Source organism: Gluconobacter japonicus, from assembly GCF_002723975.1.
Classification (GTDB): Bacteria; Pseudomonadota; Alphaproteobacteria; order Acetobacterales; family Acetobacteraceae; genus Gluconobacter; species Gluconobacter japonicus.
The window spans coordinates 56807-81883 of sequence record NZ_BEWO01000007.1 but is presented as its reverse complement, the minus strand read 5'-3'; the positions used below and the strand labels follow the sequence as shown (position 1 = coordinate 81883).

Here is a 25077-nt window from a genome sequence, read left to right as displayed (position 1 = left end):
CCGGTTATACCGGAACCATACGCCGATCAGGCGACCAGGGCTGCGGCGTCGCTTTTACTCTCGCATTGCGGCAATGTCACGAGTGTAAACAGCCCTGCAGGCGGAACAGGCGTCAGAGTAGCGCGTTTCAGGTCTTCCGGGGGAAGAAGAGACTCGATCGCGAAGTCCGGATGCCAGCCCAGTGAACGGGATGCACGGGCCATTCCCCGCTCAACTGTCAGGCGCAATCCACCCGTTGCAAGAAAGTGATTTACAAACAGGATATGCCCGCCCGGCCGAACAACACGCTTGAGCTCTGCCAGAAGACGATCCGGATGTGGCACAACGGAAGCCACGAACATCGCTACGGCAATATCGAAACTGTCATCTTCAAAAGTCGTGGCTTCAGCATCCATTTCCAGAAGATCGTCCACATTCGTCAGACGGTCCTGAAGAACGCGCATCCGTGCCCGGTCAAGCATGTCTTCTGAAAGATCAATGCCGGTGATCCGTTTCTCTGGCGTGTAGGACGGCAGGGCGAGTCCCGTTCCAACGCCGACTTCGAGTACCCGTTCACCCGGAAGAGCATTGACAGCCTCAACAGCCCTCTTGCGCCCATAACCGGAAATACCGCCAAAAACAGTATCGTAAACGCGGGCCCATCGACGATAGGCCGCTTTGACGGCCTCCGCATCCAGTGCGGAACGCGGGGAGAGGGTTGAAGACATATTCTATGCGACCTTCTGTGTCCGCTCCCCTCAAGACTGGAGAGCATATCCGGAAACGTAGTTCAGTTGGCTCCTTCTTGCCCTTCCGGATATGCATCTGGCAAGACACGGGTTGCGGATGGTCACTAACTCGACCGTTTTTCATCATTTTGGAAGCAACAGATGCTGATTGTGTTTCTGATCCTGCTTTGCCTTGTTCTGTGGACAAGCATCTACGCCATGTATTTTCGCAAAGAGATCGTAGCCTGGTTTGCAAACCGATTTGAAAAAGATGAACCACCCGCTTCCGACGAGCCACCGGAGCCCATTCGCTACAAGCCGGAGCCCGAGGCAAAGAGTGACGGCTGAATTCTGCTTTCAGCCGCCTTTCCTTCAGCTCAGGACGGGTAACGCCGTTCAATAGCGTCCCAGATCAAACCGGCGCTATTGATCCCTTCAAAACGATCGAGTTCCTGAAGTCCGGTTGGTGAGGTGACGTTGATTTCCGTCAGCCAGTCTCCAATCACGTCGATCCCCGTGAAAATCAGACCGTGATCGCGCAGATACGGGCCAATCGCTTCACAGATTTCCTTGTCCCGGGCCGTCAGGTCCACACGCTCGGCGCGCCCGCCAACATGCATGTTTGAACGTGCCTCACCTGTTGCGGGAACACGGTTAATCGCTCCGATCGGGTACCCGTCCACGAGGATAATGCGCTTGTCGCCCTGACGGACAGCCGGTTCATAGCGCTGGATCATCAGAGGCTCGTTGGTCCGTGCAAAATGCATTTCCAACAGGGCCTTCAGGTTCTCATCATCAGGCTTGATACGGAAAATGCCTGCACCACCATTGCCGTAAAGCGGCTTGACGATGATGTCCTGATGCTTCTCGCGGAAGGCCAGAATATCCCGTGGATCCCACGCCACCAGTGTCGGCGGCATCAGATGTGGAAAATGCGTCACCAGCAGCTTTTCCGGCGCATTCCGGACCGCTACCGGATCATTTACGACCAGAGACAGGCCCTCACCAACGCCATGAACATGCTCCAGCATATGCGTTGCTGTGATGTAGCCCATGTCGAACGGGGGATCCTGACGCATCAGAATGACGTCCGTCTCACCCAGCGGAAGGATTTCTTCTTCCCCAAACGTCGCATGATCGCCACGCACGCGACGAACCTCGACACGACGGGCGCGGGCCTGAAGACGGCCGCCTTTCCCCTGCCCTTCCGTCAGGCTGAGGGTGGAAACAGGATAAACCCAGAGCTCGTGTCCACGCGCCTGCGCTTCAAGCATGAGGGCAAAAGTGGAGTCGCCGTCGATATTGACCTGTTCTAGCGGGTCCATCTGTACGGCAACCCGGAGTGAGCGGGACATGTCGGAAACTCCAACTGAAAAAACGTTGAGAATTCTTCTGTAGCGGGCAGAAGAACTTTTTCAAAGCCGGGGCATAAGCCTGTTGTTAGCGTGGATGCCCGTGAAGTGCCTCTACGGCCTGAATGGTCGGCGTTGTCAGTGGAGAGGGCAATTCCCCGAGAGCGAACCAACCGAAAGCACTGTGTTTTTCAGGCTCCATGAGGGCTGGTATGCCTGTGAATTCGGTGACCAGATAAACGGGCGCAATCCAGTGCGTACCTGCGGCGGGATCCGACTGTTCCACCAGACACAGCATCTGTCGGGCGTGAATCGTAACGCCGAGTTCTTCAGCCACTTCCCGCTCAACCGCCCGGGCAACAGGTTCAAAGAGATCAACCTTGCCGCCCGGAAGCCCCCAGCATTCGGCTTCAGGCTCTCTTTTGCGGCGGATCAGCAGCAGCTTTCCGTCAACGAGAATAGCAGCACCACATCCGATGCGAGGTTCAGATTGCACAGATGCCTCTTCAGTCCTGCAGATCAGGGTAAGTAATTTTCAGGATTTCGATTTCAACAGGCCCACGTGGCGTCTGCAACATCGCCACATCCCCAACGCGGGTACGCATAAGGGCACGTGCAATCGGGGAAATGAGACTGACTTCCCCCCGCACGAGATCCGACTCGTCCACACCCAAAATCGTCACGGTATGTTCCGTGTCATCCTCATCGACATACGTCACTGTTGCCCCAAAGAACACGCGATCACGCGTGGTCTGAGCCGCCGGATCGACGATCACGGCGTTTTCCAGCCGCTTACCCAGAAAGCGCAACCGACGATCAATCTCACGCAGACGACGCTTGCCGTACTGATAATCCGCGTTTTCGGACCGATCTCCATTCCCGGCCGCCCAGGATACGATCTCGACAATACGAGGCCGCTCCTTCTGCGCCAGTTCCTTGAGTTCCGCGCGCATAACAGCGGCACCCTTTGGTGACAGGTAATGCGAAAGCGGCGTCTTTTCAGACATCAGACGGCCCCGACACGAAAACGCATCCGGCCACCAATCCGCGTTTTCGGCTTGAGGATATGCAGCCCCCGGCCCGGAATATCAGGTCGATTGACCGCATCCGTCATGTTCGTCACCGGTTCCACAGCGACGAAAGGTCCATCAGGAGACGTAAAAACGACTAGGTGTGTAAAGATCGGATCAGCTTCTACTGAGACTTTTACGCCTGCGTCCGGACGATCAAGCCCGACCGTTCCCCCAAAACCTGCAAAGCAATTATCAATGGACCGCGCGTGAGCATCCTTTGCAGCGTGAAAAGACCATTCGCCTTCACACGGAACGGACTCAACAGGGAGGCCATCCGGTGAAGTCAGCCAGACTTTTTCCGCATCGAACGAAAGTGTCGCCAGCCCCTCGGCTGCCAGAAACGGATGAAAGCCAAACCCGACCGGCTGATCGACCGTATCGCGGTTTTCGACGACCATGTGGACATCGAGCACATCGTCAGTCAGCAGATAGGACAGAACCGCGCGATAAGCGAAGGGCCATTGCCGGTCATTGTCCTGCGGAACATGATCCAGCGTCAGGACAGCATGGCTCGCACCCTGATGGGCGACCGTCCATTCCTGCTCCCACGCATTGCCATGAATCGTATGAGGATGATCGCCCATATTGGGGGTCAGATCGTAATCCTGCCCATTAAATGAAAAACGTCCGTTCGCTATCCGGTTGGAATAGGGAATCAGCGGATATGCCCCCACGGCTTCCCCCTTCTGCGCAGTCAGGGCTTCGTTCGGGACTGGCAGAAAAATGTCTTTCCCGTCCCGTTGCCAGACACCCACGGCGCCTCCCGTTTCGGGAAGGATGGTCAGGCGGCTCTTACCGCGGCTCAATTCGATCATGACAGTCTGCAATCCTGATAGTGGCGGTCGGTCATGGGCAACCGGGGTCGCCCCATATACCCCGATCAGCGACGACCGCCACGTTTGCGTTTGGCCGGATCATACCCGCCGCCGCCTGGGCCAAGTGGCGTCGGACCTTTCGGCTTCTTGCCCCCTCCAGGCCTCCCGGCCGTCGATGTGGCGACCGGCGGCGGCTCCAGCCCCATATCAATCGCTTCAAGACGACGCACTTCATCACGCAAACGCGCCGCCTGTTCAAAGTCCAGATTGGCGGCCGCTTCACGCATCCGCTTTTCAAGTTCCTGAATGGTGACAGGCAGGGATTTCCCAACAAACTGCTCGGTATCCCCGGCCTCATCAGGCGCGACCGTGACATAGTCCTGCTCGAAGATGGACGACAGTGCATCGCCAATCTTGGAACGAACCGTCATCGGCGTAATGCCGTGCGCCTCATTCCATTCCATCTGACGGGTCCGACGTCGAGCCGTTTCCTCAATGGCGAAGGTCAGGCTGTCCGTCATCTTGTCTGCATAGAGCAGCACACGCCCATCCACGTTACGGGCGGCACGACCAATCGTCTGGATCAGTGACGTCCGTGAGCGCAGGAAGCCTTCCTTGTCTGCGTCCAAAATGGCGACGAGCGCACATTCTGGAATATCCAACCCTTCACGCAGCAGGTTAATGCCAACCAGAACGTCAAAAGCGCCCAGACGCAGGTCCCGAATGATCTCGATCCGCTCCAGTGTATCCACATCAGAATGCAGATACCGGACCTTGATCCCGGCTTCGCCCAGATAGTCCGTCAGATCCTCGGCCATACGCTTGGTCAGTGTCGTGACAAGGACACGGCCACCCTGTGCAATCGTCTCACGCGCTTCATGAAGCAGATCATCCACCTGCCCTTCAACGGGCTTCACGATCGTGACCGGGTCAATCAGACCTGTCGGGCGAATGATCTGTTCGGCAAAGACGCCGCCCGTCTGTTCCATTTCCCATGGGCCCGGCGTGGCAGACACAAAAATACTTTGGGGCCGGAAGGCATTCCACTCCCCGAAGGCCAATGGCCGGTTATCAATGCAGGACGGAAGACGGAACCCATAATCGGAAAGAACGGATTTCCGAGCCCTGTCCCCACGCTCCATGCCGCCAATCTGCGGAACCGTAACGTGACTTTCATCGACGATAAGAAGCGCATCTTCGGGCAAATATTCGAACAATGTAGGCGGTGGATCGCCCGCCCCACGGCCAGACAGATACCGGGAATAATTCTCGATGCCTTTGCACGCGCCGGTCGTCTCGATCATTTCCAGATCGAAGGTCGTTCGCTGGGACAGCCGCTCGGCTTCCAGCAGTTTTCCATCAGCCGTGAATTCCTCCAGCCGCTTACGAAGCTCGTTCTTGATGCCAATCATCGCCTGATTAAGCGTTGGGCGCGGTGTGACGTAATGGGAGTTTGCGTAAACGCTGATTTCCGCAAGATCTGCCGTTTTGTTACCCGTCAGCGGGTCAAACTCGGTGATCTGATCAATCTCGTCGCCAAACAGCGAGACGCGCCAGGCGCGGTCTTCATTCTGGACCGGGAAAATGTCGATCTGCTCTCCACGCACCCGGAACGTCCCGCGCTCGAACCCGGCATCATTTCGACGATACTGAAGTTCGACAAGGGCCTTGATGAGCTTCTCGCGATCAATCTCACCACCGACCTCAAGCCGGACCACCATTTTTGAGTACGTCTCAACCGACCCGATACCATAAATACAGGACACGGATGCAACGATGATAACGTCATTCCGCTCCAGAAGTGCCTGCGTGGCCGCATGGCGCATCCGGTCAATCTGCTCGTTGATCTGGCTGTCTTTCTCAATATACGTGTCCGACCGCGGGACATAAGCTTCCGGCTGGTAGTAATCGTAGTACGAGACGAAATATTCGACGGCATTATCAGGGAAAAACTGCCGCATCTCGCCATAAAGCTGCGCAGCGAGAGTCTTGTTCGGGGCCAGAATGAGCGTCGGCTTCTGCGTCGCTTCAATGACCTTCGCCATGCTGAACGTCTTGCCGGACCCCGTCACGCCCAGCAGAACCTGATCGCGCTCCCCATTCTCCACGCCCTGCACAAGTTCGGAAATGGCCGTGGGCTGATCGCCTGCCGGCTCATAATCCGCCTTGACCACGAACTTCCGCGTCTTGGCCTTTGCAGGCTGCTTTTCAGGAATGAATGCCGTCATGGGCATTGCGGTCGCATTGCGGAGGGCGGAGGGTTTTTTGGCCATGAGATCCAAGATGGGAAAGAAACGGGAACATCACAAGAGCGCAGCAGCACGGAAGGCGTTCCGGCGGCGTATTTTTATGTCATTCTATTGCTGAAAAGGATGGAGAGACTCGCCAAGAGGGCGTATTCAGGCCGCGTATCTTTGAAGGGAAACCGATCATGGACGTCCAGGCGATCGAGCAGACATACAATCAGCTTCAGGAACAGGCCCAGCAATCCGCACATTCTCTCCAGACGCTAGGCGCCAAGATGCAGAGTGCGGCCCAGAGCGGAGACATGCAGGCTCGGGAATGGGCACTGGATCTGCGGGAAGTCGCGCTCTCGTTTCAGGCCGAGCAGCAACAGGTCACAACCCTGCTCCAGCAATTGCATGCAGCGCTTGAAAGCGCGGCAAACAGCCAGAACACCTATGTCTCGCCCCAGCCATATCAAGCACAGCCTCCTGTTCAGGCCGTGGAACAACCTGCTGAAAACAGTTTCTTTTCCAATATCCTCAATTCTGGCTTTGCCCGTTCCGTTGAAGCTGGCGCCGGTTTCAGTATCGGGAATGATCTCATCAAGGAAATCTTCTGAGACTGTCTGGCCCGATCATCCACTGACAAAAGCAGAACTCATCAGGCCGCAAGATCCATGACTGGCAGCGTCTCACGGGCTGAATACCTGCGGTGAACGGCAACGCAGGAAAGAACGCTCCCGATCACCAGAGCAAACGCCGCCATTTCCAGAACACGCGGCGCTCGCTGCTCCCACAAAAATCCGTAAGTCAGACCAAACAGTGTCTCGAACAGGATCATCTGGCCCGTCATGGTCAGCGGCAAAAGTCGGGACATTCGGTTCCACAGGGCATTTCCGAACAAAGAGGCAATCACGGCAACACTTGCCGAAACAAGTGCAAAGCGCCCCCATTCCGGCAGGGAGTGACTGCCTGAAGACACCAGCACAGCAATAGGCAACAGAACCACCGCCTGCCCTCCCGTGACCAGCCCGGTCAGCAGATTCCAGTCATGCACCGAAAGATGGTGCAGACGCATCAGGCATCGACTGTTCCACACGGCATAGGTCGTCCAGCACGTCAAAGCAGCCAACGCATAAACCAACCCCATCACGGATTGCCCTGACGATGAGGGCATGGTCAGCGCCTGCCACCCGATACACACCGCACCCGCCGCACATAATCCTAATGACGGGAGCAGAGACCTGAGCGGCACCGCACCTTTATCCCGACTGCCAATGATCGTCACAGCCACCGGCATGAACCCCAGCACAAGCGACGTCAGGGCAATCCCCCCGGCATGCACGGCAGAAGACACCAGAACGTAATAGAGCGTGTTGCCAAACAAAGAGAGCCAGAACAGGGCTTTCCAGTCCTGAAATTTGACGGCGTAGAAAACACGGTTCCAGCGGGGAGCACTCAGAATGACGGCGATAAGACCGTAAGCGAGATACCGTCCTACAGAAAGCTGAAGAGGCGCAAAAGACCGCACCAGTTCGGGAGCCAGAAAAACCAGCCCCCACAACGCCCCCGCCCCTGCACCACACAGAACTCCCAATGTGGTCTGACTGGATCTGTCTGAATGATGCGACGATGTGTTCACGATGATCTTTCCTCTGGGGACGAGAGGCATATCATCGGTTCGGCGAGTTTTGCGCTCTTGATTGGGGGATCAAATGCAACAAAAACTCATCCCATGACCAAGAAGCCTCCTGCGCCCTCCCGCTCCCTGGACCCGTTTGACCGCGCCATCCTGCGGATCATTCAGAAAGACAACAAAATGCCGCAGCGCCAGATTGCCGAGAAGGTCAATCTGTCTGCTGCGGCTGTGCAGAGACGCATTGCCGCCATGGAAAAATCCGGCGTCATTACCCGCAACAGCGCCACAGTAGAGGCCCGTGCCGTTCAGATGGGCATCACCTCCATTGTTGAAGTCATGCTGACGGACGAACGGATTCAGACTGTTGATACGGCCAAGGCTCTCTTTCGCGCCGCGCCAGAAGTCCAGCAATGCTATTATGTGACCGGCGGCGTCAGCTTCATGCTGATCATCGTCTCACAGGACATGACAACATACGAAGAAACAACGCGCCGCCTGTTTGCGCAGAACGAAGCCGTTGCCAGCTATCGCAGTCTGATTGCGCTGGACCGCGTCAAAACCGGAAGCGAGATCCTCATTCCATGAAAAAAGGCGCCTCCCTGAGAGAAGCGCCTTTTCAATTGGTTCAGCGAGACGAAATCGCTGGAGGAACCTTGGCTTTAGCGAGTGCTTCTTTCTGACGCTCAGCAAGAACATTAACGTCAAAGCCTTCAATCAACTCCTGGAACATCTGATGCCAGTTCAGACGTGCTCCCAGACGCAGGAACGCGCTGCCCAGTCCAATGGCTGACCGGTCCATCAGAACGAACTCACGAGGCAGTTTTACGCCTCCCGTACGCTTCAGCCCTTCATAGACCCGTTCCAGAACCTGCTTGGCTTCTGCCGGATCATTGCTCTCCTGCATGGCACAAACGCGATCCGTCATGAGCGGACGATAGAAGAACCGCGCCCATTCATTCAGCACAGCAGCCGTTTCGCGGGAAAGCCCTTCAAAGCCCCATTTGCTGTAAGCATGGAAGGCCCGATCTTCGTCATTGTCCCGCAGAGCCGCGAACAGATCCACCACGCCCTCAACAAAGCGGGGGGAGAAAATACGAACGGCTCCGAAATCCAGCAGGTTCAGACCGTAATCATCCCGCACGGTGAAATTGCCCATATGCGGGTCACCGTGAATGACGCCATAGCGATAGACCGGCGTATACCAGGCCCGGAACAACGCCCGCGCCATATCATCGCGCTGTTCCTGCGCGGCATCAGACGCCAGCACCGTCTTCATGCTGCGACCCGAGACCCAGTCCATGGTCAGCAAGCGGCCGGTAGACAGTTCTTCAATGGCGGCCGGAACCGTCACAGTTGGGGTTTCGGACAGCATGTCCCGATACAGACGCAGATGGCTGGCTTCCCGACGGTAATCCAGCTCTTCCCGAAGGCGGTCGGACAATTCGGTGTAAACCTCGTCCTGACGGATCGTCGTCTCAAACCGCTTGTAAACACCAAGAGCCGCACGAAACTGCCTTAGATCGGAATCAACCGCGCCCTGCATGTCCGGGTACTGGAGCTTGCAGGCCACTTCGCGTCCATCAGCCAGACGGGCCCGATGCACCTGCCCCAGAGACGCCGCTGCTACGGCATCATGGCTGAAAGAGCGGAAGTTCTTTTCCCAGCCGGCCCCAAGTTCCGCCGTCATTCGACGGCGCACGAAGTTCCAGCCCATCGGGGGTGCATTGGCCTGAAGATGCGCCAGTTCTTCCGCATACTCATCCGGTAGAGCACCGGGGATGGTGGAAAGAAGCTGGGCCGCCTTCATCAACGGCCCCTTCAGATTGCCCAGCGAAGACTTCAGACCTTCCGCGTGAACACCCTTGTCCGTCTTGATGCCAAGACGGTTTCCAGCCAGGCGCGCAGCGATGCCGCCGACTGCACCAGATGTCCGAGCCATCCGGCGAAGTTCGCCCATCAAACCGGTATTATCGAGATCGCGCGCCATGGTGCCCTCAGCCCTCCTGCTCGAGCTGATCGATCAGACCCGAGATTACATCCAGTCCTTTACGCCAGAAACCCGGATCCGTCGCATCAAGACCGAACGGTGCCAGTAATTCCTTGTGGCGAAGCGTTCCGCCAGCTTCGAGCATGGTCCGATATTTGTCAGCAAAACCCTCAGGCTGATCCTGATAGACGCCATACAGCGCGTTCACCAGACAATCCCCGAAGGCATAGGCATACACATAGAATGGCGAATGCACGAAGTGCGGAATGTAGGACCAGTAAGCGTCATAATCCGGCGTAAAGTGAAACGCCGGGCCAAGGCTTCGTTCCTGCACATCGCGCCAGATAGCGCCAAGCTGCTCTGCGGACAGCTCACCCTTGGCACGTTCATCATGCACGCGCACTTCAAACTGATAGAACGCGATCTGGCGCACTACCGTATTCAGCATGTCCTCCACTTTCGCCGCCAGAAGATGTCGGCGGCGCTTCGGATCGGTTTCCCGATCAAGCAAAGATTGGAACGTCAGCATCTCACCGAAGACAGACGCTGTTTCAGCCAGTGTCAGAGGCGTTGCGGAATTCAGATAGCCCTGCTTCTGCCCTGCAAGAATCTGGTGCACACCATGCCCAAGCTCGTGAGCCAGCGTCATCACGTCACGGGCGCGGCCATGATAGTTCATCAGGATATAGGGATGAACAGACGGTACGGTCGGATGAGCAAAAGCCCCCGAAGACTTGCCCGGCGCGGCTTCCGCATCAATCCACGGATGCATCAGGAAGCGGTCTACCAATGTCCCAAGCGCCGGATCGAAACCCGTATAGGCGTTCAGAACAATTTCCTTACCAGTCTCCCAAGAAATCACTGTATCCGCCACGCCCGGCAGAGGCGCATTACGGTCCCAGTGTTCCAGCTTTTCCAGCCCGAGCCATTTGGCCTTCATCGCGTAATAACGATGAGACAGTCGCGGGTAAGCCTCATCAACAGCACTGACCAGCGCGTCCACAACTTCGTCTTCAACCATATTGCCACGGTTGCGACTGCTGGACGGACGGGGGTAGCCTCGGAGCTTGTCCCCGATCGCCTTGTCCTTGGCGAGCGTGTTCGTAATCATCGTCAGAAGACGGGAATTGTCGGCCAGAACAGCACTGATCTGCTCCGCAGCCGCAGCGCGCTTTTCGCGTTCTGCACTCGTGAGGGTGTTGAACGCCGCGCCGAGGGGTTTTGTCTCCCCATCAAGCGTGACAGTCAGGCTGGCCATGGTTTCATCGAACAGTCGGTTCCAGGCATTGCGCCCCGTCACCGACTTGTCCATCAGAACCTGCTCAACCTCATCGGAAAGCTGGTACGGGCGGAAAACGCGCAGATCCCGCAGGAACGGCTGCCATTTTACCATCTCAGGTGCTGTCGTGATTCGCGCCAGAACGTCATCTTCAAAACGGTTCAGTTCCAGCGAGAAGAACAACAGGTCAGCAGAAATATCCGTGACGCGTTCCTGCACACCCTGTGTAAACCGGCCCCAGGTCGGATCCGTTGTATGAGCAGCAAAGCCGAGCTGAGCGAAGGAGCCGATGCGCCCCAGCCCTTCCTCGATCCGCTCATACTCGGCAAAAGCAGCGGCCAGCGCGGTGCCGTCAGCCTGTCCCAGTTTCCCCTTCCAGGTTTCGCTGAATGTTCGGGCAGCGGATGTCAGAGCCGCGAAATCCTGTTCAATCGCAGGATCGTCCAGCGACGCGTACAGATCGGACAGGTCCCAGCGCGGCGGAGTCACGCTCTCGGCTGAAGGAGCAGAAAGGCCTGTGGCCGCGGAGAGATTCTGACTGTTCATCCTTTGAATTTAGACATCCCTGCCGCCGGGTCAAACGGGCGGTTGATGACAAATCCGTAGTAAATGCCCGAACACGGCTTTCAGAGTGCCTGCTGCAAAACGACGCCAAGATCTTCAATAGTGTCCTGACTGAAAACCTGAATCCCGTTCTGACGCAGAAGTGCGGCCGTTACACCCGCTCCGGCATGTTTCTGCCCGCTGAAACTGCCGTCATAGATCATCTGGCTGCCACAGGACGGGCTGCCCTCCATAAGTAATGCGAACCGACACCCCTGTGCCTGCGCGACAGTCAGGGCAATCCGCGCTCCCGCGACGAACGCATCCGTTACATCCGCACCGGACGTGTCAGTCACCCGCACCTCGCCCAGAAGAACATCTTTCCCATCCTGCCGTGCCCCAATTTCCGCCGGAGGGCGTGGAACAGGCATCCCACCTGCAAGCTCCGGACAGACCACAACCAGCCGTCCCTCTTCCTGCCATTGCTGAAGCAGCGGATGCAGAAGGGTCTTTGCCTTGCCATCGTATCGAACAGGCTGACCCAGCAGACAGGCGCTGACCAGAATTCGGTTCTTTATAAGCGGCAAGATCCTACTTTCGGAGCTGATGAGCGTTTTACTCCCGAACCCTTATCGACCCGAAAGCAGACCTCTTTCTGACGCAGTTGCGATCAGGAGACATTTGCCCCTGACATGCCAGCCATACAGGAGCAATACTTTTAGTGACGAATAACTTCGTGAGCGTCTTCGTCATCCTCATCATCGTCTTCGTCATCAACATCCGGTGGCCCGGCGATTTCATCGTCATCCACCAGACGGCGTGGATCAATGGCACGCCAGTCGCGCTCCATATCCGTTGCCGGATTGGCGGCAAAATCTTCCAGTTCTGTGGAAGACTTCCAGCCATCTTCCCCAGCGTCCACCACTTCGGCATTCTCACCGAACGCAAACCAGCTTTCCAGAACTTCCTTGCTCGTCGCACCCGGAACCCGGCAACGCTCGATGCTGTCCCGCACATAGGCGCGGGCATAAGCATTAGCGTGCATCAGATCCATGAAGTCTTTCACAACTTCAACGGTGTCATCCTCGGATGCGCCCGACAGATCAATGATCCGGACATTCCAGGTCTGCCCCTGCTCCGCAGTGCCCGCGCCTGTATTTTCGGGTTCGTCGCTCATGAGGCCTCCTGTTCGGCTCGTGCCTTGTTCAGCAGAAATTCACGTCCTACCTTGACGCGAAGCGTGCCGTCATAGGCCACGATGTCCGCCGTTGCATAGGTCTCGGACCAGCGATCCGGAATAAAAGACCCACTGCCCACGACGTCGATCGGTGCATGAGCATCTCGCATCGTGGTGCATTTGGAAGCATTAAAGCCCGAAGAGACCGTGATTTTCACTTTCGGAAAACCGGCCTCGTCCAGCGCTTCACGCATGCGCCAGATAGCAGCAGCCGAAACACCCGTCCCGACCAAGTCGCGGAGCTCCGCGTCCGAACGATAACGGCGGATCGTACCCGGTGTGTAGCGTTCCAGCACGGCATAGGAAGACTGTGGGTCCAGCCCTTCCAGGAAGCGGCCACCATGCGTGTCGAGGCGGACACTCAACTGTCCCGCTGCGGCTTTTTCAGGAAAACGACGACAGACTTCCAGAGCGTCCGTCACTTCCTGCCCGAAATAGTCCACCAGAATTGTCAGCGGATCATTTGGATAAACATCCACATACATTTCGGCAGCGCGCAGGGTCGAACCCGCATAACCAATCAGGGCATGCGGCATGGTACCAAGCCCATGATCCTGCCCGAAGAACCCTGCCGTCGCATCATTGGCATTGCCAATGAAACCACGAGCACCTTCCTTCTGGGCGGCCTGAGACCCAACGGCCGCGGCATAACCCATCTGTTCCTGCATTTCGAAACCGGCACAATGCCGTGCTTCCATGGCCAGAAACGAGACATCAGGAAGCGCCATGGCCATCTGATAGGCATTATGTGCAGCCACACAGCACGCCCCGAGACGCTGAAGCAAGAGTGTTTCCAAAGGAGCGAGGCAGCTAAAAGGGCCAGTCAGGTACAGGATGGGCTCACCGGCTCCAACCCATTGCCCTTCTTCATACACCTCGCGGATGTGAAGATCGAAGCCCTGCTCTTTGGCGACATTGCGAAGCCAGGTGACGGCAATGCCACAGGCCGCAATCACCGGGCGGCGGATGAACACCGCGTAGGTGACGCGGGAGTCCCCGAAATGTTCAACGATTTGTCGGGTACGCCCGAAATAGGCATCCGTCCGGGATTCGATTGTTTTCCGATCCAGCGGGCCAAGGACACCACTGGACTGGTTTAGTGCACGTTGAGAAACGGAAGAGTTCATTCCTGCTTTCCTGCTCGTCGTCCTGTCAGTTCATGAGCAAGAAGGAACGCCATTTCAAGCGACTGTTCCGCATTTAGGCGCGGATCACAGAATGTTTCATACCGATCACCCAGATCGGCCTCCGTCAGGCACTGGGCACCACCGATGCATTCGGTGACGTCCTGACCCGTCATTTCAAGGTGAATACCGCCCGGACGACGGCCTGCAGCCTCGAAAACATCGAAGAAGCCAAGGACCTCACCAAGAATACTCTCGAAGGAGCGCGTCTTGACCTTGCTGGACGTCGTGGTCGTGTTGCCGTGCATCGGGTCACACAGCCATGTGACCGTACGGCCCGTCTTGATGACGGCATCCAGAAGCGGCGGCAGATGCTCGCGCACCTTGTCCTTGCCCATACGCGAGATCAGCGTGATGCGACCTGCCTCGTCATTCGGGTTCAGGATTTCGAGCAGCTTTTCCAGATCCTCAACCGTGGTCGTCGGACCAACCTTGATGCCGATCGGGTTCTGAACGCCGCGCAGGAACTCTACATGAGCGCCGTCCGGCTGACGGGTGCGATCCCCAATCCACAGGAAGTGCGCAGAGCAGTCGTAGTAGTCACCGCTGGTGCTGTCGATGCGGGTCAGAGCCTGCTCATATGGCAGCAGAAGCGCCTCATGAGAGGTATAGAACTCTGTCTCATCAATCTGGGACGCAGCCGCGTCAAAACCACAGGCCCGCATGAAGGACAGCGTCTCATCAATGCGATGAGCCAGATCCCGATAGCGCGCCGCCAGCGGGGAACGCTCAACAAAGCCGAGGTTCCAGCTATGAACCTGATGCAGGTTTGCATAACCGCCATTTGCGAAAGCGCGCAGCAGGTTCATCACGCCAGCCGACTGGAAGTATCCGGTCTCCATACGGGCCGGGTTAGGAATACGGGCGTCTGCCGTGAATTCCGGACCATTGATGATGTCACCGCGGTAACACGGCAGCGTCACACCATTGATCGTTTCCGTGTTGGACGAGCGCGGCTTGGCGTACTGGCCTGCCATACGCCCAATCTTCACGACCGGCACCTTGGCCGCGAATGTCAGAACCACGGCCATCTGAAGCAGCACGCGGAACGTATCGCGGACGATATCGGCCGTGAACTCGTCAAAGCTCTCAGCGCAGGCGCCGCCCTGAAGCACGAAGGCCTCTCCACGGGAGGCTGCGGCCAGACGTGTCTTCAGGCGACGGGCTTCCCCCGCAAAAACCAGCGGTGGATATCGATGCAGACGTGCCTCGACAGCGGCAAGCGCAGCTTCGTCTTCATAAGACGGAGCCTGGACGATCGGACGGGAACGCCAGCTTGCAGGAGACCATGACATCGTGTTGTCGGACGTCTGGGTCTTGGTCGAGGGGTGCATTGAATGCCCTCCGGGGGTCAGTAAGTGAACAGAATTGCGGGGCGCTGTTTATGGCTGAAAAAGCGCCGCGTTGATAGCGCGAAAAGTCAGATTGTAACGCATGGCACCTGTCTGCGGATGGAATGTTTCGCGTATGGGCGAAACCCCATGCCAGGCAAGGCGGGAGATGCCTCCCCACACGACCACATCTCCATGGAAGAGATCATGCCGTTGCACCGGGTCCGTCTTTAATAAACCACCAAACGCAAAGCGGGCCGGAACCCCAAGAGAGACCGAAACGATGGGGGAGGACAGATCATCCTCATCCCGATCCTGATGCAGCCCCATCTTTGCCCCCGGCTCATAGCGGTTGATCAAACATGAAGACGGAGAAAAATCCGGATAACCAGCCTCTTTTGCTGCGGTACAGGCCAGTTCAAAAAACATATCTGGCATTTGGGGCCATGGCTTCCCGGTTAATGGATCTGTCCGCACATACCGATATCCCTTCTGGTCCGTATACCAGCCACAGTCCCCACAACTGGTTGTCGCAACAGACAGGGGCCGGCCGCCCGGCGTTTTCATGATCCGAAAAGGCGTTTCAAGAGCAAGATGCCGGATACCTTCCAGCAGTTGCTCCGCACAAGATATGGCAAAACCGGGAAGAAGCACCGCTCCATCCGCAAGGTCGGTACGACATCTCAGCGTCGCAAAGAGATCCTCCATGTCATCCCCCGCTTCCCTGATCCGGGAAAAGAACTCTTGAACCGCAGCCCAACCGAGCCGATTATAAAAGAGAGTATGCGGTTCTGCTTCCCATATGGTGATGGGGCCGTTGATTTCCATGATTGGTTCAGGACCAGACTCCATGCTGCCCTTTTCCCGCTTTTTCTGCCACGCTCTGCTGGCAACCGCCCTGCTGGGCGGGGTAGCTCAGGCTCAGACCACGACATTTGGTCAGCCATACGATGCCGCCCCTCAACAGAACAGCACACAGGCGCAGGCTCCATCCACGCAGCAGAAAACCAATGGCGGCGAGCATTTCCGTGCCCGTGGTCATCGTTCTCTCCCGCCCGGATATCAGGATGCCCCAAGCACTGAATTCGAGCATGGTCCTGATCCGGATCACGAAGCTGGCGTTGAGCGTGACAGCGTAACAGGCGCAAATCTGTCCAAGTTCGGCTCTGCCTATCAAGGCAGCAACAACACCCAGTCCGGGCAGTTGGGCGATGCGACCGGAAACGGCTGGACGGCCCCTCGCGGCAACGGCTGGTAAGACGCAACCAATCTGACACAGCGGGGTTCTGCTTTTCAGGATGCGGCTGGTATCATCCAGCCAGATCATATGAGGAGCAGAACCCATGCCCTATATTACTGCGACTGACGGAACCAGCCTTCATGTGAAGGATATGGGCGCAGGCCGCCCCGTTGTTCTCATCCATGGCTGGCCACTAACGGGGGATATGTGGGAAAAACAGACCCTCGCCCTCGTTGAAGCCGGATATCGTGTCATTACCTACGACCGTCGCGGCTTCGGTCTCTCAGGCCACCCCATCAACTGCTACAACTATGACGTTCTGGCAGACGATCTGGCCGTCATTCTGGAACAGCTCGACCTCTGGGACGCAACACTTGTCGGTTTCTCGATGGGCGGCGGTGAAGTCGCCCGTTATCTGAGCCGCCATGGCCGCGCCAGAATTTCCAAAGCGGTGCTTCTGGCATCCATCGTTCCGTTCCTGCTGAAAACCGCAGACAATCCGGATGGCGTCGATATCTCCGTGTTCGACGGAATCAAGCAGGAAATCCGTCAGGACCGTTTTGCGTTCCTGAAAAGCTTCCTCCCCGGCTTTTATGGCATGAGCATGCTGCATCATCCGGTCAGCGAAGGCGTGCTCGACTGGTCTTTCACGCTGGCCAGCATGGCAAGCCCGATGGCAACCCTCGACTGCGTGGATGCATGGGGGAAAACAGATTTCCGCAGTGACCTTCAGGCGTTCACTATTCCAACACTCATCATCCACGGCACTGCCGACAGCGCCGTTCCGGCTGACATCGCTGGACGCCGCGCAGCAGATCTGATTCCGGGATCAGTCTTCTTGGAATATGATGGTGCCCCACACGGTCTGTTCCTGACCCACGCGGAACAGGTCAACGAGGATCTTCTGAAGTTCCTCGCGTCCTGAACAGCAAGACCTGTTTCAGGTCGTCGCTCTCAGGAATGCTCTGCTGGTTGGCAGTTCCGATTGCACAATCAGCAGGGATCCAATCGCCAGAACCAAGTCATGCCGGATGGATGTGTCCTGTGACTCCCGCTCCAGTGCATAAAGTTCTGCGAGTGTCGGCTCGATAGTTGCTGCCGTATGGGTCAGCGGCAACTTGCGGCGTAGCAGATTCCGGATTAGTCCATCCACGGCGGCTACCGCGGTATCTGGCAGGCTTCCATGCTGGGCCAGCTTTCGCAGCATCAACACGTTTCGCCCTACGGTCATGACAGACAGGGTACCGCGCAGCATTTCTTCCGCACGGTCACTCTCCAGAGATCCCGCAAAGCGAACCGCACGCTCCATGCTCTGCGTACCGTCATTGATCCAGACATATTCGTCCATCACAACACCCGGCAGCGCCAGCCGCCGCAGACTGCGCTTGAGCTGATAACGCAGAACTTCCGCCGCCCGACGCGGCGTAAACGGCAGAACCGCCCGGAAGATCACCACACCGGCCCCAAGACCCAGCAGAAGCGCAATGGTGGTATTGAGCCAGGACAGCTCATCCATACGCCCCTGATTGTCCATGCCGAGCAGGAAGGGGAAGAACGTTCCGTAAGACGCGGCCATAACAGCCGTGGCCGGGTTACGGGTCGCAAGGCCACCGAGCATCATGAAGAAGCCGACTGTCAGACAGAAAAATACATAACTGGCTGTAACTGGCATCACGACAAAAACAGGAATGATACTGGCCAATGCCGCAAAAACGGCTCCATAGAAAAACGCCGCGCTGAGCAGAACAGTATTTTCAAAAGTCGCAAACCGGGCACAGACCACTGCAATAAAGGTCAGGAAGACGCTGCCCTGCGGCCACGCCGTCACTTCCCAGACATACGCTCCGAAAAGAAGCGCGGCCATGGTCCGCACCCCGTTTCGGACGGCTGCTCGCCAGTCCGTATTGCGGGTCAGACGGTGACGCTCGGAAATCGGTGCACCGTCCACACTCGCCCGATAAGAACGGAGTGTTTCACAGAGATCCGAGATCATGACCTCAACACCCGTCAGAATGATGCCTTCGTTCAGAGAGTCATCATCGTCCTTTGGAAGGACGGCCTGCATCCGCCCTCGACATTCCGCCAGCAGAGCCTCGGTCTGAACAAGGGCCGCAATACCGCGTCGATCGCTCTCCAGACGTGCGGGCAGCCCTTCAATCGCCACCGCCATATCCCTCAGGAACGGAAGGAGCGCCTGCGGAATATGGGACACAGATGTCATGCGCGTCTTGAGGCCAAGCCCGCGTGATAGCACACGCGCTACAAGACCCAGCGTCACATATGCATGTTCGACTTCATTGCCCTGACTGCGAATTTCGATGCGGGAGAACTCGATCTGATCACTGGACGCCTGAAGCGACCCCATCAGCGCACAAAGCGTATCCGTAGCGTTCGGTTTCTGGTTCAGAACATCCGTCAGAGCCGCGCTGGCTTTGGTAAGAATGGCCTGAAGGCGTTTGCGCAGCTCTTCCCGAGCCCGATCCGCCACATTGGGAACGAACACCATTCCCATGACCATCTCACAAATCACGCCGAGAAAAATATATGTCCCGCGGGCCATGGCAATGTTGAACACATTGTCTGGCTCTTTAACGGCACCAAGCGCGATAATCGTGCAGGTATAGCCCGCCAGAACGAGTGCATACCCCCGGAAGTTATGCGTCAGCGTAGCGAGGCCAGCACAAAGCCCGACCCAAATCGCCAGCGCTGGCAGGAAGAGCCAAGGATATTGCGGAAACATTCCCATCAGGGCGATGGCAGTAATCATGCCGACAACTGTGCCGACAAGCCGCCAGCGCCCTTTGGAAATACTTTCTCCACGAGAGTTTTGTGCGACGATCCAGACCGTCATTGCCGCCCATTGCGGTTCACCAAGCTCCATCCACAGAGCAATCGCAAGCGCCAGCAAAGCAGCAATCGTCGTGCGCAGGGCGAACATCACGGACGTGATGGACGGCGCAAACAGCCAACCGAGTTTCACGCCTGCACCTGCCCTGTTGTGTGATGGCTCATGATCTTCAGGGGCGGCAAAGGATCGTCATGAACCATCGGAGTATCAGTTCTGTTTGTCGGAGGAAGGAGGAACATGGCGCGTTGGCGTCCGCATGGTCACGAACTCCTCCGCACTTGTAGGGTGAAGACCGATCGTGCGGTCCAGATCACGCTTGGTCAGACCTGCTGTGACTGCAATGGCCAGCCCTTGGATGATTTCCGGTGAATCCGGGCCAATCATGTGCGCACCCAGCACGACCTGACTTTTTGAATCCACAACCAGCTTCATAAACGCCTTGCCCTTACGACCAGACAGCGACTGACGCATCGGCGTGAAGGAGGAGGTATAGATATCAAGCGTGTGGTGTTCAGCAGCCTCTTCTTCAGTCAGACCTACCGATGCGAGCGGCTGGCTGAAGAACACGGCTTTGGGCGTCGTAGCAAAAGACCACTCACGGCCTGCCTCACCGAACAGACGCTCCGCCAGAAGATGTCCCTCGGCAATCGCTGTCGGCGTAAGGTTATAGGTATCGGTCACGTCCCCGATGGCATAAATGCCCGGAACATTCGTCTTGGCATCTTCAAGGCGCGTGACAATCCGACCGTCCGTGACCTCTACCCCGGCCAGATCCAGACGCAGGGATTTCAGGTTCGGATGACGCCCGGTTGCCATAAAGACGCAGTCGGTCTCAATGACCTTGCCGCCTTTCAGATGCAGGCGATATCCGTCAGACGTCTTTTCAATACGCTCCGGCGTGCTGCCTAGATGGGAGGTGATCCCATTCAGAGGCACCAGTTCTGCGATATGGCGACGCATTTCCTCGTCAAACCCGCGCAGTGGCAGGTCCTGACGGTAAACGAAGTCCACCTGCGAGCCGAAGCCCGCGAAAATCCCTGCAAATTCAATCCCGATATAACCGCTGCCAATAATGGCAACGCGCTCGGGTCGGTTCTCCAGATGAAACGCATCATCCGAAACAATCGCGTGCTCCGCGCCCGGAATATCGAGGCGCGTCGGTGCACCACCCGTCGCAATGACAATGTTCTTCGCACGAACGGTTTGAACGTCAGCATCCGGAGCAAGCTCAGACGGGCCGATTTCAACCGTGTTCGCATCCACAAAGCGTGCGTCGCCGGTGAATAGCTCAACCCCAGCTTTCTGCAGCATTGAGACGTAAATGCCATTCAGGCGCTCGATCTCGCGGTCCTTGGCATCAATCAACGTGCGCCAGTCATGTGGCCCTGGCGTCACGTCCCACCCATAGGCGCGGGCATCGTCGATCTCGCGGCCATATTCCGCCGCGTAGACCATCAGCTTTTTCGGCACGCAGCCGAGATTGACGCAGGTTCCGCCCCAGTGACGACGCTCCGCAATCGCGACGCGCGCGCCGTTCTGGGCAGCGATACGCGCACAACGTACCCCACCCGATCCGGCTCCGATGACGAAAAGATCGAATTCCTGCATAAATCCCGGCCTTCCGTGCCTCTGGTCTCAGCGCTCTGCGAACGCCTTTTCAACAACATAAGAACCCTGACGGCTCATGTTGCCTTCCTCAAAGCCCATACGCTCAAGCAGTGCTTCCGTATCCGCAAGCATTTCCGGCGAACCGCAGATCATGACGCGGTCATGCTCAGGGTCGAGCTTGTCGATACCCAGATCCTCGAAGATCTTGCCGCTTTCGATCAGCTTTGTGATGCGATCCGTGACGGCATAATCTTCACGCGTTACAGCCGGATAGTACTTCAGCTTTTCAGCAACGAACTCACCTAGGAACTCATGTTCTGGCAGTTCATGACGGATGTGGTTCTCATAAGCCAGCTCGCCAGAGATACGGACCGTGTGGCTGAGGATCACATTCTCATAGCGCTCGTAGGCTTCCGGGTCCTTAATGAGGCTCATGAACGGCGCAAGGCCGGTACCCGTGGACAGGAAGTACAGGTTACGGCCCGGCTTCAGGTTATCGAGCAGCAGCGTCCCCACCGGCTTGCGACCGATCAGAACCGTATCTCCAACCTTCACATGACGCAGACGGGAGGTCAGCGGACCATCCGGCACAGCGATGGAAAGGAATTCCATGTGATCTTCATAATTGGCTGAGGCAATGGAGTACGCACGCAGAAGTGGCTTACCCTCGACCTCGATGCCAATCATTGCGAACTGGCCGTTCTCGAACCGAAGGCCCGGATCGCGCGTTGTCGTGAAGCTGAAAAGGCGATCCGTCCAGTGGTGAACGGTCAAAACCTTTGCAGGATACAGATGAGCATATTCCTTGCTTGGCTCGGCCAGACGGTACTGTTTCGGATGGCCTTCATACGGCGCCAGACCCGTTAGGGGTTCGTCGATCTCAGGAGTCGGGGCGGCAAAACTCGGTGTGGACATATCGGTTTCTGTCTCCGGTGTGGCGCGGATCAAAGGTCTCGGACCTGATAAGAGCCGGACCTTTTAGCGCAATCATCACATTTCGGAAAACCCATCTGCGTTGAACCTGATAGCTGAATGACGCAAAAGTCTTTTCATGACAGACGACTCCGTGAGCGACGCCCCCCTCTCCCCCGCTGAACGCGCCCTGAATCAGGCTGAAGCCGACTTCGGAACGCCGCTGGATATTACTCCGCGTGAGCGACCCGCCCTTTTGCGGCAGGTGGCGCGTCGGCTTGAGGGGAACGAAGCGACCCTCCCTCCTGAAGCCCTGATCGACGCGTTGTGTATTGTGCGTCGCAAAACATGGGCCTCCCAGCTCATGAATGTGGCCCGTCGCGCTGGCGAAGTCTGGGTCACGAAAGCCGACACACAGGAAGCCGCTGCCCGCACACACGATCCCCGTGCCGACATTGCGGCTCTGCGCCTGACGCTCGACGATGTTCTGGTCTCGCGTTGGCAGGATCTTGGGGACTCGCCACGCAGCGTTCTGGAAGAAATCCGGGCTGATCTGGCAGATGCCGGGCTGATTCTTTCAGGCGGTCAGCTTGAAAAGCTTTCCCGCAGCATAGCAGGCGCTTTCGGCAGCGTTGATCTGGGCTTCGAGGACGATCTGCGTCTGGCCGAAGAGCGTCGCGCCCGTGAGCAGGCTGACATTCAGGCCCGTGCCGAGCGCCGTCGGGAGCGCGAACTCGAACGCCTGAAGGAATGGGAAGCCAATCTTGTCAGCTTCGATGAGGTCCCAGGCATTCTCCATTGCTCACGGCGTGAGGCCCTGCGCTGGGTTGCGGAAAACCGTCTCCCGATTGCCAAGCGCGAAACACGTGATGATGGGATCGAACTGTTCTTCTTCGATCCTGACGAACTCAAGAAACTGCGCGCGCGCCTTCCCGAATGGCGCGGTACAACACCGGCCCGACCAGAAGTTCTGGAACGTGGCACCAAGGTCGGTAATGCCGCCATCGCCCGCGTTGCCGCGCTGGACAGGTTTGCAGCTCATTTCCGGACAGCACGTTCTCTCAAGCGCCGTATCACACTCGTTACGGGACCAACCAACTCCGGCAAGTCCTACACAGCGCTGAACGCCCTCGCCAACGCAGAGAGCGGTCTCGCCCTCGCGCCCCTTCGTCTTCTGGCGCACGAATTCCGGGAAGCCCTCCTTAATCGTGGCGTCCCTGCATCCCTCGCCACGGGTGAAGAGCGCATCGAAATGCCGGGCGCACGCCATCTGGCGGCGACGGTTGAAATGTGCCCGTTCCACAAACCTGTGGACGTCGCTATCATCGACGAAGCCCAGATGCTGGCGGACCCCGATCGTGGTGCGGCATGGACCGCCGCCATTATGGGCGTTCCAGCACGCCATGTGTTTATTCTGGGTGCCGCCGACTGCATCCCGCTGGTCAAGCGTATTGCCGAACTTTGCGATGACCCGGTTGACGAAATCCACCTGGAAAGAAAAAGCCCTCTCAAGGCGGGAGGCACACTTCATCTCAGCGAACTCACGGCTGGCGATGCGGTCATTGCGTTCTCACGCCGCGAAGTATTGGACATGCGCGCCGAACTCATGGCGCGCGGGCGACGGGTTGCGGTGGTTTATGGCGCTCTCAGTCCCGAAGTCCGCCGCGCAGAAGCCGCCCGTTTCAACAGTGGTGACGCGGATATTCTGATTGCCACCGATGCCATCGGGATGGGCCTGAACCTCTCCATCCGTCGCGTCGTTTTCAGCGCCCTGAGAAAGTTCGACGGACGCCAGACACGCGATCTCATCTCGCAGGAAGTCAAACAGATTGGTGGCCGGGCCGGGCGCTTCGGCAAGCACGAAGAAGGTCTGGTCTGTGTTCTGGCAGAATCCGGAAGCCCTGCGTTTGTGCGACAGATGCTGGCTGCCCCACCGGAACCGGTCACGGAACTACGCCCTCTGGTTCAGCCGGATTCCGACATCGTCCGAGCCGTTGCCGAAGAAATTGGCAGCGACAGCCTCTACGGTGTTCTGACCCGCATCAAGCGCGCTGTTCTACGGCCAGACGACCCCAATTATCGTCTGGCGGACATGGAACAGTCTCTTGAGATTGCGGCAGCACTGGAAGGCGTGGAAGGTCTGGATCTGACCACCCGCTGGACCTATGCCATGTGCCCGATTGATGAACGGGACAATGGCATCCAGCGTCTGGTCTCCTGGGCGGCTGACCATGCCGCGGGTCGCCCCGTCCCTCCCCCAGGAACCGGTCGTCTGCCCCATCCGGAACAGGCAGGTCGCGAAGAACTCGAACGCGCTGAAAAACGCCACAAGCGTCTCGTCGCATGGCGCTGGCTGGCTCTGCGTTTTCCGGAGGCCTATCCGGCGCAACAAAACGCAGAAATCAATACGTCCATTCTGAATGACTGGATCGAACAGGTTCTCCGCACCCAGAGCCGGATGCGCGAAAGCCAGAAGCAGCAGCGCGGCAACTTCAAGCCCAAAGAACGAAGCGATCGGCCCTTTGCTGGCAAATCTGGCAAGCCCCCCTTCAAGGAGGGCTTCAAAAAGCGTGGGAAACCCTCTGGCCCACGGAAACGAAGCTAAAAAAAAGCCCCTCCCAGTTCTAACGGGAGGGGCTTTCTCTTTTCTGAAAAAACAGACAGGGACAGCTTTTTCAGCCCTCCGCGTCCTCCTCAGCCTGACGAACCCGACGTTCAACCCATTTCTGCGCCTGAAGTTTGATCAGGGGACTAAGCTGACGATACAGGTTCAGGAACATGCTTTCGTCCGGCGTCAGCGTTTCCTGAATTTCCTTATAGGCCATTCCGGTGAGCAGAACTTCGGCATCTACTCCCAGCGCTTCAGCAAGCGCACCAAGATGCTTGCCAACATGGCCTGAACGCCCAGTTTCCCAAAACGCCACAGCAGAACGTGAAATCCCGACCTTATTGGCGAGTTGCTGCTGGTTGAGGCCAGCCATTTCCCGCAGCAGACGAATGCGTCGCCCCAGTTCCAGACCCGGCGAAATCCGTGTCTTCGCGGTATCGTCCGTTACGTCACTCATTCCTTCATCCACCCTACGTTCAATATCTGCCC

24 protein-coding genes are annotated in these 25077 nt (G+C 57.4%); 6 read left to right on the top strand and 18 right to left on the bottom strand.

What is annotated here, in order from left to right; genetic code table 11:
- Window positions 1-26: 26 nt before the first annotated feature.
- Window positions 27-707: a class I SAM-dependent methyltransferase gene (locus tag GJA01_RS06695; protein ID WP_010502747.1), complete on the bottom strand. Its 681-nt coding sequence runs from the start codon at window positions 705-707 to the stop codon at window positions 27-29.
- 162 nt (window positions 708-869) lie between these two features.
- On the opposite strand from GJA01_RS06695, the gene GJA01_RS06690 reads away from it, so the two are divergent.
- Window positions 870-1055: an OadG family protein gene (locus GJA01_RS06690; RefSeq protein ID WP_062023884.1), complete on the top strand. Its 186-nt coding sequence runs from the start codon at window positions 870-872 to the stop codon at window positions 1053-1055.
- A gap of 29 nt (window positions 1056-1084) precedes the next feature.
- On the opposite strand, the gene gshB is transcribed toward GJA01_RS06690, so the two are convergent.
- From gshB to uvrB, 5 genes are all read right to left on the bottom strand, one after another.
- Window positions 1085-2062 (bottom strand): glutathione synthase, encoded by a 978-nt coding sequence (gene gshB / locus GJA01_RS06685; protein ID WP_062017140.1) that lies wholly within the window; start codon window positions 2060-2062, stop codon window positions 1085-1087.
- Between the two features lie 85 nt (window positions 2063-2147).
- Complete coding sequence (locus GJA01_RS06680) at window positions 2148-2555, bottom strand: NUDIX hydrolase (RefSeq protein ID WP_062504018.1); 408 nt, start codon at window positions 2553-2555, stop codon at window positions 2148-2150.
- Window positions 2556-2565: 10 nt separating this feature from the next.
- Window positions 2566-3066: a transcription elongation factor GreB gene (greB, locus tag GJA01_RS06675; protein WP_010502741.1), complete on the bottom strand. Its 501-nt coding sequence runs from the start codon at window positions 3064-3066 to the stop codon at window positions 2566-2568.
- On the bottom strand, window positions 3066-3947 hold the full coding sequence (locus GJA01_RS06670) for an aldose 1-epimerase (RefSeq protein ID WP_062504010.1): 882 nt from the start codon (window positions 3945-3947) through the stop codon (window positions 3066-3068). The genes greB and GJA01_RS06670 overlap by 1 nt, the downstream gene beginning before the upstream one ends.
- A 65-nt stretch (window positions 3948-4012) precedes the next feature.
- Window positions 4013-6220 carry an excinuclease ABC subunit UvrB gene (gene uvrB / locus GJA01_RS06665; RefSeq protein WP_062017153.1) on the bottom strand — a complete coding sequence of 736 codons (2208 nt, stop codon included), beginning with the start codon at window positions 6218-6220 and terminating at the stop codon, window positions 4013-4015.
- A 158-nt stretch (window positions 6221-6378) separates the two neighbouring features.
- On the opposite strand from uvrB, the gene GJA01_RS06660 reads away from it, so the two are divergent.
- Window positions 6379-6792, top strand: coding sequence for a hypothetical protein (locus GJA01_RS06660; RefSeq protein ID WP_062504008.1), 414 nt, complete (start codon window positions 6379-6381; stop codon window positions 6790-6792).
- Window positions 6793-6833: 41 nt separating this feature from the next.
- Here the strand turns inward: GJA01_RS06660 and GJA01_RS06655 are convergent, their stop codons facing one another.
- Window positions 6834-7814, bottom strand: coding sequence for a DMT family transporter (locus tag GJA01_RS06655; RefSeq protein ID WP_062504034.1), 981 nt, complete (start codon window positions 7812-7814; stop codon window positions 6834-6836).
- Window positions 7815-7907: 93 nt separating this feature from the next.
- Between GJA01_RS06655 and GJA01_RS06650 the strand changes: the two genes are divergently transcribed.
- Entirely contained in the window at window positions 7908-8396 is a 489-nt protein-coding gene (locus GJA01_RS06650; protein WP_061931563.1) for an Lrp/AsnC family transcriptional regulator, read from the top strand.
- 40 nt (window positions 8397-8436) lie between these two features.
- Here GJA01_RS06650 and GJA01_RS06645 read toward each other — a convergent pair whose 3' ends face one another.
- The 7 genes from GJA01_RS06645 to alkB all read right to left on the bottom strand — a co-directional run bounded on the left by GJA01_RS06645 (window position 8437) and on the right by alkB (window position 16080).
- Entirely contained in the window at window positions 8437-9798 is a 1362-nt protein-coding gene (locus GJA01_RS06645) for an ABC1 kinase family protein (protein ID WP_062504006.1), read from the bottom strand.
- A 7-nt stretch (window positions 9799-9805) separates the two neighbouring features.
- Complete coding sequence (locus GJA01_RS06640) at window positions 9806-11623, bottom strand: M3 family oligoendopeptidase (protein ID WP_062504004.1); 1818 nt, start codon at window positions 11621-11623, stop codon at window positions 9806-9808.
- Between the two features lie 80 nt (window positions 11624-11703).
- Window positions 11704-12198, bottom strand: coding sequence for a DUF523 domain-containing protein (locus GJA01_RS06635; protein WP_172794473.1), 495 nt, complete (start codon window positions 12196-12198; stop codon window positions 11704-11706).
- A 140-nt stretch (window positions 12199-12338) separates the two neighbouring features.
- Window positions 12339-12797 (bottom strand): hypothetical protein, encoded by a 459-nt coding sequence (locus GJA01_RS06630; protein WP_062504000.1) that lies wholly within the window; start codon window positions 12795-12797, stop codon window positions 12339-12341.
- Complete coding sequence (locus GJA01_RS06625) at window positions 12794-13984, bottom strand: nicotinate phosphoribosyltransferase (protein WP_062503998.1); 1191 nt, start codon at window positions 13982-13984, stop codon at window positions 12794-12796. The genes GJA01_RS06630 and GJA01_RS06625 overlap by 4 nt, the downstream gene beginning before the upstream one ends.
- Window positions 13981-15375: a class II 3-deoxy-7-phosphoheptulonate synthase gene (locus GJA01_RS06620; RefSeq protein WP_034881170.1), complete on the bottom strand. Its 1395-nt coding sequence runs from the start codon at window positions 15373-15375 to the stop codon at window positions 13981-13983. The genes GJA01_RS06625 and GJA01_RS06620 overlap by 4 nt, the downstream gene beginning before the upstream one ends.
- A gap of 48 nt (window positions 15376-15423) precedes the next feature.
- Window positions 15424-16080: a DNA oxidative demethylase AlkB gene (gene alkB / locus GJA01_RS06615; RefSeq protein ID WP_062503996.1), complete on the bottom strand. Its 657-nt coding sequence runs from the start codon at window positions 16078-16080 to the stop codon at window positions 15424-15426.
- A gap of 94 nt (window positions 16081-16174) precedes the next feature.
- Between alkB and GJA01_RS06610 the strand changes: the two genes are divergently transcribed.
- Entirely contained in the window at window positions 16175-16630 is a 456-nt protein-coding gene (locus tag GJA01_RS06610; protein ID WP_026017498.1) for a hypothetical protein, read from the top strand.
- Window positions 16631-16715: 85 nt separating this feature from the next.
- Window positions 16716-17537: an alpha/beta fold hydrolase gene (locus GJA01_RS06605; RefSeq protein WP_010502718.1), complete on the top strand. Its 822-nt coding sequence runs from the start codon at window positions 16716-16718 to the stop codon at window positions 17535-17537.
- Between the two features lie 15 nt (window positions 17538-17552).
- Here the strand turns inward: GJA01_RS06605 and GJA01_RS06600 are convergent, their stop codons facing one another.
- From GJA01_RS06600 to GJA01_RS06590, 3 genes are all read right to left on the bottom strand, one after another.
- Window positions 17553-19592: an FUSC family protein gene (locus GJA01_RS06600; protein ID WP_062017184.1), complete on the bottom strand. Its 2040-nt coding sequence runs from the start codon at window positions 19590-19592 to the stop codon at window positions 17553-17555.
- A gap of 75 nt (window positions 19593-19667) precedes the next feature.
- Window positions 19668-21068: a glutathione-disulfide reductase gene (gorA, locus tag GJA01_RS06595; protein ID WP_062503995.1), complete on the bottom strand. Its 1401-nt coding sequence runs from the start codon at window positions 21066-21068 to the stop codon at window positions 19668-19670.
- Between the two features lie 27 nt (window positions 21069-21095).
- On the bottom strand, window positions 21096-21983 hold the full coding sequence (locus GJA01_RS06590) for a ferredoxin--NADP reductase (RefSeq protein ID WP_010502712.1): 888 nt from the start codon (window positions 21981-21983) through the stop codon (window positions 21096-21098).
- Window positions 21984-22119: 136 nt separating this feature from the next.
- Here GJA01_RS06590 and GJA01_RS06585 point away from each other — a divergent pair, with 136 nt between their 5' ends.
- Entirely contained in the window at window positions 22120-24585 is a 2466-nt protein-coding gene (locus GJA01_RS06585) for a helicase-related protein (RefSeq protein WP_172794471.1), read from the top strand.
- A gap of 70 nt (window positions 24586-24655) precedes the next feature.
- On the opposite strand, the gene GJA01_RS06580 is transcribed toward GJA01_RS06585, so the two are convergent.
- A complete protein-coding gene (locus tag GJA01_RS06580) occupies window positions 24656-25045 on the bottom strand; it encodes a helix-turn-helix domain-containing protein (protein ID WP_010502708.1) in 390 nt (129 codons plus the stop codon).
- Window positions 25046-25077: the final 32 nt, after the last annotated feature.